Source organism: Microbacterium esteraromaticum (genome assembly GCF_028747645.1).
In the GTDB taxonomy this organism is placed as follows: domain Bacteria; phylum Actinomycetota; class Actinomycetes; order Actinomycetales; family Microbacteriaceae; genus Microbacterium; species Microbacterium esteraromaticum_C.
This window is the reverse complement of sequence record NZ_CP118100.1, coordinates 311734-327958: the sequence shown is the minus strand read 5'-3', so window position 1 is coordinate 327958 and position 16225 is coordinate 311734. Positions and strand designations below refer to the sequence as shown.

General features: G+C 69.7%; 16 protein-coding genes. 4 read left to right on the top strand and 12 right to left on the bottom strand.

Translation table 11 applies throughout. The annotated features are described in order from the left end of the window. Positions 1-259: 259 nt before the first annotated feature. From PTQ19_RS01530 to PTQ19_RS01515, 4 genes are read right to left on the bottom strand one after another with little or no spacing between them, the layout of a single operon-like run. Positions 260-2140: a heavy metal translocating P-type ATPase gene (locus PTQ19_RS01530; RefSeq protein WP_274368188.1), complete on the bottom strand. Its 1881-nt coding sequence runs from the start codon at positions 2138-2140 to the stop codon at positions 260-262. A gap of 59 nt (positions 2141-2199) precedes the next feature. Continuing rightward, positions 2200-2730, bottom strand: coding sequence for a GNAT family N-acetyltransferase (locus PTQ19_RS01525; RefSeq protein ID WP_274368187.1), 531 nt, complete (start codon positions 2728-2730; stop codon positions 2200-2202). 29 nt (positions 2731-2759) lie between these two features. Further along, a complete protein-coding gene (locus PTQ19_RS01520; protein WP_179409280.1) occupies positions 2760-3206 on the bottom strand; it encodes a hypothetical protein in 447 nt (148 codons plus the stop codon). Further along, a complete protein-coding gene (locus PTQ19_RS01515; protein ID WP_179409281.1) occupies positions 3193-3387 on the bottom strand; it encodes a helix-turn-helix transcriptional regulator in 195 nt (64 codons plus the stop codon). The genes PTQ19_RS01520 and PTQ19_RS01515 overlap by 14 nt, the downstream gene beginning before the upstream one ends. A 110-nt stretch (positions 3388-3497) precedes the next feature. On the opposite strand from PTQ19_RS01515, the gene PTQ19_RS01510 reads away from it, so the two are divergent. Then, positions 3498-3983 (top strand): hypothetical protein, encoded by a 486-nt coding sequence (locus PTQ19_RS01510; protein WP_179409282.1) that lies wholly within the window; start codon positions 3498-3500, stop codon positions 3981-3983. A 13-nt stretch (positions 3984-3996) separates the two neighbouring features. Here the strand turns inward: PTQ19_RS01510 and PTQ19_RS01505 are convergent, their stop codons facing one another. Beyond that, positions 3997-4680 (bottom strand): response regulator, encoded by a 684-nt coding sequence (locus PTQ19_RS01505; RefSeq protein WP_224818312.1) that lies wholly within the window; start codon positions 4678-4680, stop codon positions 3997-3999. A 22-nt stretch (positions 4681-4702) separates the two neighbouring features. After that, positions 4703-5986: a sensor histidine kinase gene (locus PTQ19_RS01500; protein WP_274368186.1), complete on the bottom strand. Its 1284-nt coding sequence runs from the start codon at positions 5984-5986 to the stop codon at positions 4703-4705. 237 nt (positions 5987-6223) lie between these two features. On the opposite strand from PTQ19_RS01500, the gene PTQ19_RS01495 reads away from it, so the two are divergent. The 3 genes from PTQ19_RS01495 to PTQ19_RS01485 all read left to right on the top strand — a co-directional run bounded on the left by PTQ19_RS01495 (position 6224) and on the right by PTQ19_RS01485 (position 9511). Next, on the top strand, positions 6224-7081 hold the full coding sequence (locus PTQ19_RS01495; protein ID WP_274368185.1) for an Ltp family lipoprotein: 858 nt from the start codon (positions 6224-6226) through the stop codon (positions 7079-7081). A 76-nt stretch (positions 7082-7157) separates the two neighbouring features. Continuing rightward, complete coding sequence (locus tag PTQ19_RS01490) at positions 7158-8063, top strand: phosphoribosylaminoimidazolesuccinocarboxamide synthase (RefSeq protein ID WP_274368184.1); 906 nt, start codon at positions 7158-7160, stop codon at positions 8061-8063. Positions 8064-8182: 119 nt separating this feature from the next. Next, a complete protein-coding gene (locus tag PTQ19_RS01485; RefSeq protein WP_274368183.1) occupies positions 8183-9511 on the top strand; it encodes a uracil-xanthine permease family protein in 1329 nt (442 codons plus the stop codon). A 12-nt stretch (positions 9512-9523) separates the two neighbouring features. Here the strand turns inward: PTQ19_RS01485 and PTQ19_RS01480 are convergent, their stop codons facing one another. The 6 genes from PTQ19_RS01480 to PTQ19_RS01455 all read right to left on the bottom strand — a co-directional run bounded on the left by PTQ19_RS01480 (position 9524) and on the right by PTQ19_RS01455 (position 16195). Then, complete coding sequence (locus PTQ19_RS01480; RefSeq protein ID WP_274368182.1) at positions 9524-11233, bottom strand: urea amidolyase family protein; 1710 nt, start codon at positions 11231-11233, stop codon at positions 9524-9526. A gap of 1 nt (position 11234) precedes the next feature. After that, the gene (locus PTQ19_RS01475; protein WP_274368181.1) at positions 11235-12005 is read right to left on the bottom strand and encodes a LamB/YcsF family protein; all 771 of its coding nucleotides are present in this window, start codon (positions 12003-12005) and stop codon (positions 11235-11237) included. 79 nt (positions 12006-12084) lie between these two features. Next, the gene (locus tag PTQ19_RS01470; RefSeq protein ID WP_274368180.1) at positions 12085-13296 is read right to left on the bottom strand and encodes an alanine racemase; all 1212 of its coding nucleotides are present in this window, start codon (positions 13294-13296) and stop codon (positions 12085-12087) included. 3 nt (positions 13297-13299) lie between these two features. Continuing rightward, a complete protein-coding gene (locus PTQ19_RS01465) occupies positions 13300-14271 on the bottom strand; it encodes an ABC transporter permease (RefSeq protein WP_179409290.1) in 972 nt (323 codons plus the stop codon). Continuing rightward, positions 14268-15188, bottom strand: coding sequence for an ROK family protein (locus PTQ19_RS01460; RefSeq protein WP_274368179.1), 921 nt, complete (start codon positions 15186-15188; stop codon positions 14268-14270). Before PTQ19_RS01460 ends, PTQ19_RS01465 begins: the two co-directional genes overlap by 4 nt. After that, positions 15185-16195, bottom strand: coding sequence for a phosphotriesterase family protein (locus PTQ19_RS01455; protein WP_274368178.1), 1011 nt, complete (start codon positions 16193-16195; stop codon positions 15185-15187). The genes PTQ19_RS01460 and PTQ19_RS01455 overlap by 4 nt, the downstream gene beginning before the upstream one ends. Positions 16196-16225: the final 30 nt, after the last annotated feature.

Here is a 16225-nt window from a genome sequence, read left to right as displayed (position 1 = left end):
CTCCCGCGCCGCTAACCAGAACAGGACGGTTCCCGAGAACAGGCTCTTTTCTCGGAAACCAGCCTGTTCTCGGCAACGAGCCTGTTCTCAGTGACGCGCGCACGCCGGGGCCTCACAACAGCAACCCACCCCGTCACCCCGTCACTGAGAACAGGACGATTCCCACAGAACCAGCCTGTTCTCGGCAACCGTCCTGTTCTCAGTGACGCGCGCCGAGGCCGGAGGCCGGATGACGGCACCGGCACCGGCACCCGGATGCCTACGGCGCCGCGACAGGCCGCGGAGAGGCGACCGGCGCGACAGAGGCCCGGCGTTTCGGGCCGGTGAGGGCGCGCAACGCGTAGAGGATCGTCGCGAGATCGACGAACTCCTGGATGAATGCGCCGGCGACGGCCGGGATCACGCCGGTCGTCGCGATCAGCATGAGTCCGACGCTGAGGACGATGCCGATCCAGATCGCCGCGTACGCGACGTTCAGGGTATGCCGACCGACCTCAGCCGCACGCAGCACAGGCTCGAGCGAGTCCTTCAGCACGACGGCATCCGCCGCCTCACCCGCGGCCGTCGAACCGCGCGCGCCCATCGCGATGCCGACGTCCGCCGCCGCCAGCACGGGCGCGTCGTTGACCCCGTCGCCGATCATGAGCATGGGCCGCGGCGCCATGTCGGCGGCGAGCGCCACCTTCTGCGCCGGCAGCAGCTCGGCGTGCACCTCGGTCACGCCCAGGGGCGCAGCGATCGCGGATGCCGTCGCCTCGGCGTCCCCGGTGAGCATGGCGATGCGCTGCACGCCGTGCTCGCGCAACCCGGCGACGACGTCACCGGCCTCGGGCCGCACGGCATCGGCGAGCACGAGCGCACCGGCGAACCGACCGTCGACGGCGACGTAGGCGGCGAGCTGACCCGAAACCAGCGGGGTGCGCACGGTGTCGGGGGCGAGTGAGGCGACGTAGGCCGGCTTGCCGACGACGACGGTGCGCTGCTCGATGACGGCGGTCACGCCGTTGGTCGCGACCTCCTCGGCGTGCTCGGCCGGCGCGAGCGCCAGCCCCCGCTCGGCTGCAGCCCGGCGCACACCTTCGGCGAGGACGTGGCTGGAGTACTGCTCTGCGGATGCTGACAATCGCAGCAGTTCGTCGGCATCCATGCCTCCGGCCGGACGGACCTCGATCAGCTCGGGGCGGCCCTGCGTGAGCGTGCCGGTCTTGTCGAAGGCCACCGAGCGCACGCGGGCGAGCTGTTCGAGCACCGCGCCGCCCTTGACGATCACGCCCTCCTTCGCGGTGCGCGAGAGTCCGCCGAGGAAGGCGACCGGCGCGGCGATCAGCAGGGGGCACGGTGTGGCGAGCACCAGCACCTGCGCGAAGCGCAGCGGGTCGCCCGAGAGCGCCCAGGCGACACCGGCGATCGCGAGTGAGACGAGGGTGAACGGGATGGCGAAGCGGTCGGCCAGGCGCACGGTCGGGGCCTTGCTCTGTTGCGCCTCGTGCACAAGGGCGATGATCTGCTGGTACTGGCTGTCACCGCTGCGGCGCAGCGCGCGGATGCGTACGGCGTTGGAACCGTTCACCGAGCCCGAGAGCACCTCCTCACCCGCCTGACGCGTCACCGGGACGCTCTCGCCGGTGAGCGACGACTCATCGAAACTCGACTCGGCGCTCAGCAGCACGCCGTCGACCGGCACGATCTCGGAGGGCCGCACCAGCAGCTCCATTCCGGGCTCGACCTGGTCGACCGGGACGTCGCGCGGGTCGGACTGCGCGGCATCCAGCACGTGTGCGATTTGCGGCGAACGATCGAGCAGCGCCGTGAGGTCACGCGCAGCGCGCCGCTGAGCGTAGTCCTCGAGCGCCTCGCCGCCAGAGAGCATCAGCACGATCACCAGGGAGGCGATGTACTCGCCGACCACCAGGGTCGCGATCATGGCGATGAGGGCGAGCACGTCGAGGCCGAAGTGCCCGCGCAGGATGTCCTTCAGCATCCCCCACGCCGTCCAGACGATCACCGCGATGACGACGATCGTCGCGATCCAGCGCGCCGGCTCGGGCAGAGCGGCCAGCGACAGCACGATGACGGCGAGAGTGGCGATCAGTCCTCCGGTGAGGATCGGATACCGCTTCGCGAGACGCAGCAGGGTCATGGCTCCACTCTGCCCCACGCGGCGCGTCTGTGTGCGGCCGGCGGCCGCGGGAGTGCCGCCTACAGCGTGATCCAGTACTGGCGCATGGGACCGTGTCCGGCATCCGGTCCGTCGATCGTGTCGACGTGCTCGCCGCCGGCGCCCTCGATGGTGCGCGCCGAACCGACGTTATCGTCGTCGCCGGTGAGCATGACGCGGTCGTAGCCCTGTTCGCGCGCGCGATCGAGGACGAGGCCGAGCGCGGCGCCGGCGACGCCCTCGCGACGCCGGGACGGCCGTACCGAGTACCCGATGTGGCCGGCGTAGGTGCGCAGCCAGTCGTTCAACTCACGACGGAACGCGATGAAGCCGATGACGTCGGGGCCATCCGTGATCCAGAAGTACTCGCAGGGCACGTGCCCCTCGGGGAGCTCCGCGCCCGGGCGCGCGTACAGCTCGGCCTTGGCCACGAAGTCCTCGCAGGCCTGCTGATCGGGCACGGTGCCGCGCTCGAGACCCGCGCCGTGGATGTGCACGTCACCGTACTCGGTGACGGCTTCGGCCCAGGGGTCGAAGAGTGACAGCGACGGGACGGCGAGTGTGATCGGCATCCGTCGATTAGAGCACGATCTGCGCGGGCTCATCCGCGGCGCACGAAGTACCAGTTGGCGAACAGCCACCCGAACGACAGCGCGAGAACCAGCCCGGCACTGAGCAGACGGGTCAGCGGATCGGCTTCGATGATGACCAGCACGATCAGCTGCACGAGCGCGAGCACCAGGGCGAGCACGCCCACGGCGGCGAGGGCCTTGGTGGCTGCCGCACGGTCTCTCTCGTCGGCGTATTCCAGGGCGTTGATCCGTTCGAGGTCGCCGGCGCGACCTCGACGTGCGAACACAGCCCCGACGCCGGCGGCGATGGCCGCCAGCGTCACCACTACGCCGATGTACGTCTGCCCCAGAATGAAGCACACCACCGCGGCGATCAGGCAGCCCGCCACCAGGATGGTGTTGTGCGGCGAGAGCGGCCAGCGTCGGCTTTTCCTGGCAGACGTCGCCTGAGTCGAGCCGGGGTCATCCATCGACATCGAAGACCTCTTCCACAGTCGATCCGAAATGGCGGGCGAGGTGCACGGCGAGCGTCAGCGACGGGTCGTAACGGCCCGTCTCGATGGCATTGATCGTCTGCCGCGAGACGCCGACGGCGCTCGCGAGCGCCTGCTGAGACAGCCCCTGCTGGGTTCTGAGCTCTTTGACACGGCTGCGCACGTGTCAACCGTAGGACAGGAGACACACCTGTGTAAAGCGAGCTTGACAGGGCCCACTCGTGTCAAGCACACTTGTCACGTCAAGTACGCTTTACACTTCCGGAGGCCGTCATGAGCGAAGCGCTCGTCGATTTCACCCAGTCCCTTCCCACCTGGCTGCAGTGGGCGGGTGTGATGCTCGCCGCGGCGATTCCGTTCATCGAGTCGTACTTCGGCACCCTGATCGGTGTCGTCGCCGGCGTACCCCTGCCCATCGCGGTCGCCGCCGCCGTCATCGGCAACACCCTCTCGATGCTCGCCTTCGTCTTCGTCGCCGCGACCGCACGGCAGAAGGTCCTGGCCCGCAGGGCGCAGGGCGAGGAACTGCCCGAACCCTCAGCGCGCCGCCAGAAGGTCAAGCGCATGTTCGACCGATTCGGAGTACCCGGCGTCAGCCTGCTGGGGCAGACCGTGCTGCCCAGCCAGATCACCTCGGGAATGATGGTCTCGTTCGGCGCCAACCGCAACGCGGTCATCTTCTGGCAGATCGTCTCGATCATCATGTGGGCGCTGATCTTCGCCGGCATCGGCCAGGCGGGCATCGCGTTGCTGCGCTGAGGCTGAACGAGCGTCAGACCTCGGCGGGTCCGAGACCAGCGCGTTCGAAGATCACCCCGACCTGCACACGGTTGCGCACACCGAGTTTGGCGAACACCTGCTCAAGGTGCGTCTTGACCGTTCCAGCAGAGATGTGCAGCGCGGCCCCGATCTGCTGATTCGTCGCTCCGCCTGCCACCGCCTGCGCCACGTCGCGTTCACGCCCCGTCAGCACGGCGACGCGCTCAGCAGCCGCGCGGCGCCCCTCGCCCCCCTCGTTCGCCACCGCGCTGCGCACCAGCTGCGCCGTACTGCGGCCCGAGATGACTGTCTCTCCGGCGGCAGTACGGCGAACACCATCGACGATCCGATCCGGCGCCTCGTCCTTGAGCAGATACCCGCTGGCCCCGGCCGTGAGCATGCGCAACAGCTGCCCCTCGGAGTCGAAGCTGGTCATCGCCAGAACGTACGCATCGGACTGAGCGACGATCGCAGCCGTCGCCTCGGGCCCACCGACGCCGGGCATCCGCACATCCATCAGCACGACATCGGGGCGATGCAGGCGGGTGAGTTCGATCGCCGCGGCCCCATCAGCGGCCTCACCGATCACGTCGATCGACGGGTCGACGCCCAGCACGAAGCGGAAGCCGCTACGGATCAACGGTTCGTCGTCAACAACCAGCACGCGCACGGGGGAAGGGACGTCGGGCGGGGACACGCCCCTGAGCCTAGCCGCGACTTCAGACGCTCTCGTGCCAGGGCAAGGTCACATCGACGATGAACAGACCCTCGTGCGCGCCGATCCAGGCGGTGCCGTCGAGCGCCTGGGCGCGTTCGCGAATGCCCAACGTGCCGTTGCCGCCGCCCGGCACCGGGTAAGCAGGCGCCGCATACGCTGGCACCGTTGCCCCGTTCATCCCCGAGACCAGCGGATTCTCGATGCGGATGCGGGCACCATCGGCGGGCCGCACCTGAACGAACACATCGATCCGCGCACCGGGCGCATGCTTGAGCGCGTTCGTCAGAGATTCCTGCACGATACGGAACACCGCGCCATCGAGCAGAGCGCCAGCACGCTCGGGCGACTCGAGGACGACGTACGGCACGACCGGGGCTCCGCCGGCACGCAGATCGGCGAGCAGCATCCCGATCGCCCGCATCGAGGCGGGAAGGGCCGGCGGTGCCTCGTCGCCGCGTCGCAGGTCTCCGATCAGTCCCCGCATGTCTTGCAGCGCGGCGTGCGTCTGTTCCCGCACGGTGCGGGCGATATCGCCGGTACCACCGCCATCGCCTTGCCCGGCCGCCGCGGCAGCCTCCAGAGCGCCCGCATGCAACGAGACGACCGAGAGCCGGTGCGCCAGGGCGTCATGCATATCGCGCGCGATGCGTTCGCGCTCAGCCTGCCGCACCACCTGCTCGGTCGCGGCATCCGCACGCCGGTGCTCGCGATCGGCGCGGATCTCGCTCTGCGCGGCGCGCGCCTTCACCCGCGACTGGGCCATCACCGCGGCTGCCACGCCCAGCGCGAGCAACGCCCACACGAATGACATCACGATCCATGCGGGTTCGTACTGCGCGCCGAGGCTGCGGCCGAAGTACCAGGGCAACGCCGACCCCCAGTCGGTCACAGCCTCACGCACAGCGAACAGGAGCACGGCCCCCGCGGTGACAAGCGCGATCGGTCGGAGCCGATCGGGACGCCGACGAGCCAGCGACACCGCTCCGATGAGCAGCAGCACATACGAGATGCCGACCACGGCGAGCAGGGCCCCGGCGATCACCGTGACCCAGGGCGCCGTCCGGCGCCATCGCACCGTGATCCACGCCGCAACTACCAGGAGCGCCAACCCGGTACCGAAGTCGGTGACGCTGATCTCGCCCTCAGCCTCGGCGACCTCCCATGCTCCGGGAACGTTCACGAGCGCGGCGATATCGAACAACGTTCCCGCGACGATCAGCCCGACGTCGCCACCCCATGACAGCGCACGGCGGCGCGGGGGTACAGGAGTGTTCACGGTGGCCACGGTCCGAGCGTAGGCCCGACGTACGACGTTACGCGTCCTCCGAGCGGCGTCCGTCGTCTCTGCCGAACGGCAGAGACGACTGTGCCCGCTCGGCCGATCCCGCGAACCGCGCGCAGTCGCCATGCTGAGACGACGGTGCGGATGCCGGTGGCCGGTTCCTCCGGTCGCTGGGGACCGGCATCCGCACCCTGTCCCGAACCCGCACCTGCGTCATCCAACGAACGAGAGGGCTCCACCATGAGCTTCCAGAACGACACCCCCGCCCCTCCCCCGCCGCCCGGAGCCGGCAGCCCACTCGGCGCCCCCACCGCGGCACCGGTCGCGCCGCCCGCCATGGCCTCCACCGCCCCCGTGGGCGAGAAGTCCTTCCTGCTCACCTGGCTGTTCGCACTTCTGCTCGGGTTCTTCGGCGTGGACCGTTTCTACCTCGGTAAGGTCGGCACCGGCCTGCTCAAGCTGATCACGCTGGGCGGCATCGGCATCTGGGTGCTGGTCGACCTCGTCGTCGTGCTTACCGGCGGCACCAGGGATTCCCAGGGCAGGGCGTTGAACGGCTACCAGGAGCAGCGCAAGATCGCCTGGATCGTCACCGGTGTCGTCGTCGCGATCAGCCTGATCAGCGGGGCCATTGGCGGAGGCGCCGACAGCCCCGCATCCGACGCGCCCGCACCGGTCGTCGCGCAGACCGACGACGCGTCCGAACCGGAGCGGGCCGCCGAGCCCGCGGCATCCGAGGAACCCGCCGAAGAAGAGGAACCCGCCGAAGAAGAGCCCGCCGAACCGGCCGTGCCCGTCGAGCACATGTCAGCGCTGAAGAAGGCCCAGACGTACTCCGATCTCATGCACATGAGCAAGGCGGGACTGTACGACCAGCTCACCAGCGAGTACGGCGAGCAGTTCACCGCCGAGGCCGCGCAGTACGCGGTGGATAACGTCGACGCCGACTGGAACGCGAATGCACTCGCCAAGGCGAAGACCTATCAGGAGACGATGTCGATGTCGCCGGCGGCGATCCATGACCAACTCACCAGCGAATACGGCGAGCAGTTCACCACTGCCGAGGCGGACTACGCCATCGCGCATCTGAACGACTGACAGCCGGGGCCGGGCTCAGCGAGCACCGAACCGACTCGGTGGGCGGCGCGTCCTCGGACGCGCCGCCCACCGCTTCATGTGCGCCCGCACGTGCCGACGGGGATGGGATGATGTCGTGGTGAGCGAAGCACAGAGCATCCCCGGCTGGCGGCACATCTACTCGGGCAAGGTCCGCGACCTGTACGCGTCGGATGACCCTGCCGACACCCGCATCCTCGTCGTCGCATCCGACCGGGTCAGCGCCTTCGACTCGGTGCTCTCGCCCGGCATCCCGCACAAGGGCGAGCTGCTCACGTCCCTGAGCATGTGGTGGTTCGATCAGCTCGACGATGTGCCGAACCACATCGCCGAAGGCGAGATCCCGGATGCTGTCGCCGGCCGATCGATGCTGGCGATGGCCCTGCAGATGCTGCCGATCGAGTGCGTCGTGCGCGGCTACCTGACCGGATCGGGCTGGGCCGAGTACGTCGAGCGGGGCACGGTGTGCGGCATCCCGTTGCCTGCGGGCCTGAAGAACGGCGACCGCCTTCCCGAACCGCAGTTCACCCCGGCGTACAAGGCGCCGATGGGCGAGCACGACGAGAACATCACCTTCGAGCGGGCGGTCGAACTCGTCGGTGCTGAGCGCGCCGCGCAGCTGCGCGACACCTCGCTGGCGATCTACCGGCGTGCAGCCGAGATCGCCGAGTCGAAGGGGCTGATCCTCGCCGATACGAAGTTCGAGTTCGGCGTCGATGCCGATGGCGTGCTGCGCCTGGCCGACGAGGCGCTCACCAGCGACTCGTCCCGCTACTGGGACGCCGAGGCCTGGCGCACGGGCAGCACCCCCGACGAGCGCATGGCCAGCTTCGACAAGCAGATCGTGCGCGACTGGATGGCCGCCAACTGGGACCGCCAGGGCGAGCCGCCGGCGCTGCCGGAGGACGTGATCGAGCGCACCGCCGACCGCTACCGCGCACTGATCGAGCGTCTGCGCGGCTGACCCGCGCCGGTCACCGCGCGCGGTCGCGCCCCGCGCGCCGTAGTTTCCTCGGATGCCAGGACTGATGAACCGATAGTGTTTCGTCAGCCCTGACCCCGATCCTGACCCGAGGAGCCATCATGCCGCTGTGGAAGATCCATGGCAATGGACGCACCGTCGCGCCCGACGCCGTCGTCCGTCCCGAGGAACGCCTCAACTGGCCCGCCACCATCGCCATCGGCGTGCAGCACGTCGTCGCCATGTTCGGCGCGACGTTCCTTGTGCCGATCCTCACCGGCTTCCCGGTGCCGACCACGCTGCTGTTCAGCGGTATCGGCACGATCCTGTTCCTGCTGATCACCCGCAACAAGCTGCCCAGCTACCTGGGTTCGTCGTTCGCGTTCATCGCCCCGGTGACCGCCGCGACCGCCACGGCCGGTACAGGGTCGGCCCTGGCCGGCATCGTCGCCGTCGGTCTGCTGCTGGCGATCATCGGTGTGGTCGTGCACATCGCCGGTGTGAAGTGGGTCGACCGCTTTCTGCCGCCCGTGCTCGCCGGCACGATCGTCGCGCTGATCGGGTTCAACCTGGCCGGCGCCGCACGCGGCAACTACGAACTGGCTCCGATCACAGCGACGTTCACGCTGGCCGTGACGATCCTGTTCGCCGTGGTGTTCCGCGGTTTTCTGGGGCGCATCTCGATCTTCCTCGGTGTGATCGCCGGGTACATCTTCGCCGGGTTCCGCGGAGAGCTCGACTTCACGGCCGTCGAGAAGGCCCCCTGGCTCGGCTTCCCCACTTTCGAACTGCCCGACTTCGTCAGTCCGAGCACCTGGTCGGCGATGGCGATGTTCCTGCCCGTAGTGCTGGTGCTCATCGCCGAGAACGTCGGTCACGTGCGCGGTGTGGCGACGATGGTCGAAGACCCGGCGATCAACAAGCAGACCGGCAAGGCTCTGATCGCCGACGGCATCTCGACGTCGCTGGCCGGATTCTTCGGCGGGTCGGGTACGACCACCTACGGCGAGAACATCGGCGTGATGGCATCCACCCGCGTCTACTCCACCGCCGCCTATTGGGTCGCCGGATTCACGGCCATCCTGCTGAGCATGTCGCCGAAGTTCGGTGCCGTCATCAACTCGGTGCCCGCCGGTGTGCTCGGTGGCGTCACGACGGCCCTGTACGGTCTGATCGGTGTCATCGGCATCAAGATCTGGGTCGACAACAAGGTCGACTTCTCGCGCCCGGTGAACCAGTACACCGCCGCGGTGGGCCTGATCGTCGCTGTGGGCGGCTTCCAGATCATCGACCCCGACTCGGGCTTCCAGCTCGGCGGCATCGTGCTCGCCACGGTCGGCGCGATCCTGATCTACCACCTCGGAAACCTCATCGCGCGTCTGCGCAAGACCGGCGCCGACGACCCCAAGCCGCTCGCGGCCGTCGGACCGCTCGGTGGCGACCCGGCCTGACCGCCGATCTGATCACGCTGTGAGGGCGGCGCTTCCTGCGGGAGGCGTCGCCCTCTCGGCATTCACCCGAAACCGCACCCGCGCGCCCGGCGGAAGCTGCCCGGCCAGGTCAAGGCTCGCTTCCGTGAGCGCAGCGATCACCGGGTACCCACCGGTGACCGGGTGGTCGGCCAGGAACAGCACCGGCTGACCGTCGGACGGCACCTGGATCGCACCCGTCACGACCCCTTCGCTGGGCAGTTCGCCGGCACGAGCACGTTCGAGAGGCACGTCGCCCTGCAGGCGCATGCCGACGCGATCCGATTGCGACGTCACGCGCCATTCCTGCGCGGTGAGCACGCGCAGCGCACCATCCGTGAACCAATCGTCGCGCGGCCCCACAGTGATGTCGAGGTCGACGAGATCACCGGGTGCGGGCAGCATCCGCTCCCAGGAGAAGACGTCGACCGCGTCGATGGCATCCGCACCGACCGCGACGACATCGCCCGCGGTGAGCGGCGCGGGTCCCACCCTGCCCAGGGTGTCGCTCGATCGACTGCCGAGCACCGCCGGCACCGCGAGTCCGCCGCGCACGGCGATCGTGTACCGCAGTCCCCGTGTCGCACTTCCGAGCACGAGTTCGTCGCCATCGCGGGTCGCGAACGGAATGCCGTGCGCGATGGGACGCTCATCGCCGCGGGCATCCGTCATAGAGAGTTCGCCGGTCGCGCCGGTGACGGCCGCGACACCCTCGCCGCGGAACCGCAGCGCGACGGCCCCGACGCTCTCGAGGGCAGCGGCGCCCGGTGGGTTGCCGACGGCGCGGTTCGCATCGCGCAGGGCGGTGCGATCGGCGGCGCCGGATGCCGAGACGCCCTGCGCCGCATACCCCGGACGCCCCAGATCTTGCACGAGCAGTTGCAGGCCGGGCCGCACGACCTCGATCGCACGCCCCACTGCGGGCGCTACTCCAGCGTCGGATGCTGTCGGAACCACCAGATCGTCGGCGCCGGCATCCGCGTGTCGGGCCGCGGCACGCCGCTCGACGGGCGCTTCGTCTGGGATTTCCGACGCTGAGATCTCCGACGCTGAGATCTCCGACGCTGGGCCTTCCGACGCACCGACGACCTGATCACGCCCGGATGCCCGCACGAAACGCACCCGGGTGCCCGGCGCCAGCAGGGCCGGCGGGTCGCGCTGCAGATCCCACAGCACGGCATCGGTGCGTCCGATCAGCTGCCAGCCGCCGGGACTCTCGCGCGGATACACCCCGGTGAATCCCCCGGCGAGCGCCACCGAGCCGGCCGGCACGCGCGTGCGGGGCGACGACCGGCGAGGCACATCGAACAGCGGGTCGTCGCACACGAGGTATGCGAAACCCGGGGCGAAGCCCGTGAAGGCCACCCGCCAGCCGGCGGCCAGGTGACGACCGACGAGCTCATCGGCCGCGATGTTCAGCGCACGGGCGACGTCATCGAGGTCGTCGCCGTCGTAGCGCACCGGGATGGTCACCTCTGCTCCGGGCGGCATGTCACGGGCATCCGACGCCGTCGCTCGCAGGGTCTCGGCCAACCTCTCGGCCGTCACCTGTCGCGGGTCGAACCGCACCAGCACGGTGCGGGCGCCCGGCACCCGTTCGATCACCCCCGGCACGCCCGCCCACGCGGCGTTCAGCCGCACCGCCTCGTCGAGGTCGGTGGTCTCGACCAGCAGTGCGGTCTGCGACGCGGTGAGAATGCGCACGTCAGGCTCCGCGGCCGGCGAACGGGGCGATCGTCACACCGGACGCCTCGAGGCGACGGCGGATGCCGGATGCCATCGCCACGGCATCCGCGGTGTCGCCGTGCACACAGATCGACTGCGCGTCGATGCGCACATCGGTTCCGTCGAGGGAGCGGATGGTGCCGGTCTCCAGGAAGCGCAGCATGCGCTCGGCGACGTCGCCGGCATCATGCAGCACCGCACCGGGCTGCGTGCGGGGCACAAGGCGGCCGTCGGGCAGGTAGGCGCGATCGGCGAACGCCTCGGATGCCACCGCCAGCCCGGCACGCGATGCAACGTCGAGCACGACGCCGCCGGCGAGCCCCAGCAGCACCAGGCGCGGGTCGACCGCGCGGACGGCCGCGACGACAGCACCGGCCTGCGCGGAGTCGCGCGCGATGGTGTTGTACAGCGCGCCGTGCGGCTTGACGTAGGCGATGCGTCCGCCGGCATCCGCGGCCTGCGCGGCGAGCGCGACGAGCTGCCGCTCGACCAGCGCCTGCAGCACCCCCGGTTCGAGGTCCATCGGCCGCCGCCCGAAGGTGTCGGGGTCGTCGTACGAGGGGTGCGCGCCGATGATGACGCCGCGTTCAACAGCGGCGGCGAGCGTGACGAGGATGCCCTCCGGGCTCCCGGCGTGCACCCCGCACGAGACGTTCGCGCTGGTGACGATGCCCAGCATCGCGGCGTCATCGCTGACGACGCGCTCGGCGGTGTTCTCGCCCAGATCCGAGTTCAGATCGATGACCGGCATGAACCCACCGTAGGCGGTCGGATGCGGCTATCCGGCCAATCCGGTGATCATCGACACCAGCTCGTTGTGGGTGGTGCGATCACCCGCCGATCGCCGTCGCCTGCAGCGGCGCCGCACCGTTCGATGCCCAGATCCCCTCGACCCTCGGCGTGCCGGCGGAGAGACCTCGGATGCCCGCGGTCAGCCCCCTGCTGACGAAGACCTGCGGGCGGAACCCGAAGACGACCGTGTCGCCCTCGGCCGCATCGGCACGACCGTCGAGCGGGATGCGCGCGTAGTAGTCGATCGCCTCGGGTGCGGGCATCTCGACCGGGCGGGCGGTGACCGTCGCCGGGTCGTCGCCGTCGCGCACGATCAGCGCTGAGGTCTCGGGGATGCCGTGCACGGGGTCGACGTAGAGCCCGCCGCCGAAGACGTAGGCGCGGTCGTCCCAGACGTGGGAGACCTCGGTGACGTAGGCGATGGCGGGATCCTCGGGCAGATCGATCCGCGCATGCAGCGGCGTCGTGCCGGTCAGCCCGTGACCGGGTTCGACCTGCGTCGCCCCGGCCTCGGCCAGGCGCTCGAGCGTCACGGTCGAGGTCGTGCCGGGGGCGTTCATCTGCGCGTCGTCGAACCCGGCGCTCTGCAACGCGCGCTTGGCCGCCGCGAGCGTCTGCAGGTTGGGGGTGGTCTGTGCCTCGCCGCTCTCACCGTCGACGAGCGTGGCCGGGAACGTCGTCACACCGGCCACGCGCACGCCGGGCAGGGCGTCCACGACGCGTGCGTGCTCGACGATGCGGTCGGCGGTGAAGCCGCCCTCGTGGCCTGTGTAGAAGCGGTCACCCGGTGCGACCACACGCAGCAGCACGTCCTGCACACGTCCCTGCGCGAGGGCAGCGGCTCCCGCCTCGCGCGCCTTCTGCTCCGAGAAGACGGTCCAGTACCGCGGATGCAACGCGGCCGCCTCGGCGGCGCGGTGGCGAGGGATCTGCACCAGGTGGCCGAGGTGCCCCGTGGCGAGCCCACCGGTCGCTGCGGCGACAGCGCATTCGAGGTCGACGCCGACCGCCTCAGTGATGCCGCCGCGGTGGATCGCACGCGACGCGTCGGGGTTGCGGCCGATCTGCTTTGTCATGGCGAAGGACCTCAGCCCCAGCCGGCTCGCCTCAACCGCGATCGTGCGCGCGTTGCGCTCGACAGCATCGAGGTCGATGACGAAGGTGTTGGCGGGGATCTCACCGCGCCGGTGGAGCTGCGCCGCGGCCTGCAGCAGAGGGGCGTTGCGACGCTGAAGGATGGAGAGGAACATCGGTCATTGACCTTTCTTGCCGCGCAGCGACAGGGTGACGGCGAGCAGGATGATGACACCGCGCACGATCATCTGCTGCGCGACGGTCAGGCCGCCCAGCAGCAGGCCGTAGTTGATCATGCTCATGAAAAGGCTGCCCACGACCGCGCCGATGATCGATCCGCGACCACCGGTGAGGGCGGTGCCTCCCACGATCACGGCGGCCAGCACACTCATCAGGTCGGCGGTGCCGAGCGTGTACGTGGCGCCCGCCAGGCGACCGGCGTACAGGATGCCCGCGAGAGCGGCCGCGGCGCCGGATGCGGTGAACACGAGAAGGCGCACGCGGGCGACGTTGATGCCGCTCACACGGGCCGCCTGGGCGTGGTTGCCGACCGCGAGCACGTGGGCGCCCGCACGGCGCTGCCTCAGCACGTGCCACCCCAGCACGGCGATCGCAAGCGACCACCAGATGAGGATCGGCACGCCCGCCAGAGTTCCGCCGCCGAAGATCCAGACGAATGCCGGATCGGTGACGGGGACCGACTGCAGGTTGGTGATCTGCTGGGCGAGCCCGGCGACGAGCCCCATCGTGGCGAGCGTGACGAGGAACGACGGCAGACGGAACGCGGTGATGAACACCCCGTTGATGAAGCCGACGAGAGCCCCGACCAGTAGTCCGGCGAGCGCGCCGGCCCACCACCAGCCGGTGACCTGAAGGGCCACGGCGGCAGAGAGGGCGGAGAGCGCGACGGTCGAACCGATCGAGAGGTCGATCTCGCCCAGGCTCAGTACGAACACGGTGGCGACGGCCATGATCGTGATCGGTGCCGCCTGCGTGGCGATGTTCACCAGCGTGGTGACGTTGAGGAAGTTGCTGCCCTGGGTGATGGCGAAGAAGCAGAACACGAGCACGAAGCCGATGTAGACGACGTACTTGCGCCAATCGTGGCGGATCTGCTGCAGCGCCGGGGCGGGGGTGATGACCGCGGTCATTGATGTGCTCCTGTCGGCATTGACACTGAGGGTGAGCGTCGAGCGAGCTCGATCGCTCCGAGAACGGCTCCGGCCGAGCCCAGCGTGGAGATCCGCACGGGCACGTCGGGGTGGCCCAGGCGCTCCAGCCAGTGCTGGATCGGCGCGCGCAGCTCTTCACGCGAGCCGATGCCACCACCGAGTACGAAGGCGCCCGGATCGACGACGGCGATCACCGTCGCGAGGGCGTACGCGACCCAGCGTGCCTGCGCGTCGAGCGCCTCACGCGCTTCGGGCACGCCGGCCGCTGCCCGTTCGAAGATTTCGCGCACGGTGGACGCCCCGGGGTCGCGGGCGGCCAGTACATCGCCGGCCACCGCCTCTTCCAGGGCTCCGCGGCGGTGGTTGGCAGCATCCAACGGGTCTGCTCCCACGGGGATGTAGCCGATCTCACCGGCGGCGAGCGAGGCGCCTCGGATGAGCCGGCCTTCGAGGATCAGCCCCATGCCGATGCCCGTGCCGACGGCGACGTAGCCGAAGGAGGCCTGCTCATCGCCAAGGGCCACCAGCTCACCCAGCGCGGCGACGTTGGCGTCGTTGTCGATCTCGACCGGGGCTTCGAAGCGGCTGCTGAGAGCCGAGCCGAAGTCGAACGCGGTATCGCCCAGGTTGGGCGCGGCCGTGAACCCGCCGTCGGCCTGAGGAACCCCGGCACCGCCGATGCCGATGCCGATGAGCCGGTCGGTCTGGGTCTGCCGCATCAGCTCGTCGATGGTGGCGCCGATCACCTCGCACAGCTCGGCGCCGCCGGCGCGCGGCGTCGGCACGACGCGCTCCGCGGTCAGCGAGAGCGGCGCATGACCGCCGTCATCCAGAGGCGCGATGCCGATGTGCGTCTTGGTGCCGCCGAGGTCGATTCCGATCCATGCCCGTGTCATGCGGCCACCTCCAGCATGCGCACCGGCGTAGCCGCCGTCATCATCTCGATCGCCTGCTCGCCGACGCCGCGTTCGCTCAGCATCGGCAGGAAGACCTCCGACAGATACGAGTAGCCCTGCACGCCGTGCGTGCCGGGGTTCATCCAGACCTCGGCACCGGTCAGATCCTGTGCCAGCAGGATGCGTTCCGCATAGCCCTCGGCGACGAGTGCGGCGACCAGGTCTGCCCGCCCCACATCGCTGCGGGCGAAGGAGTGCTTCACGAACTCGCCGTCGGGCCGATGCGGGGGTGCCGGTTCCAGGAAGAAGTCCCAGGTCTCCTTGCCGATGGTGTCCACGGCGATGAGAGCGCCGCGATCGAGCACGGCCCGCACGACGTCGATGCTGAGCTGGGTGTCCATGTGCCCGATCACGACCCGGTCGAGGTCGGCACCCTCGGATTCGAGGATGTCGAGCTGCTCCTGCGCCATCGTGCCGTGGGTGGTGTGGGTGAACACTGCCAACCCGTTGGTCGCGTGTGCGCGGGCGACGGCCCGCAGCATCCGCTCTTCGAACGGCGTGATCTCGCCCAGGCTCGTGGCCTGTTCTCCGTAGACGCCGGCGCGCACGTCCGTGTCACCGATGCCGGTCGCCGCGTCGGCGATCAGGCGTGCGACGAGCTCGTCGAGCGTCGCTTCGCGCGCCCACGCGGGCGCATAGGCCTCGAGGTAGATCGACGTGCCCGCGATGATGTCGATGCCACTGCGGTGCGAGATCTCCTTTAGCCGTGCGACGTTCGACCCGTCGGCGCTGCGGCCGACGACGCCATAGGGCGAAAGATCGACCACGGTGCCGAAGCCGGCGGCGTGCAGCCCGCCGAGTGCGTCGACGGCGAGGTCGACCTGGGTGTCGGTGCGGCCGCCGGTGAGCCACGGACCGGGCACCAGAGACAGCAGGTGCTCATGCGGCATCACCCGGCCGAGGTCGGCTGAGGGCACGGGCCCGAAGACCGTCATCACAGAGGACATGGACTCTCTTTCAGGGAGTGGGCGGGCGGC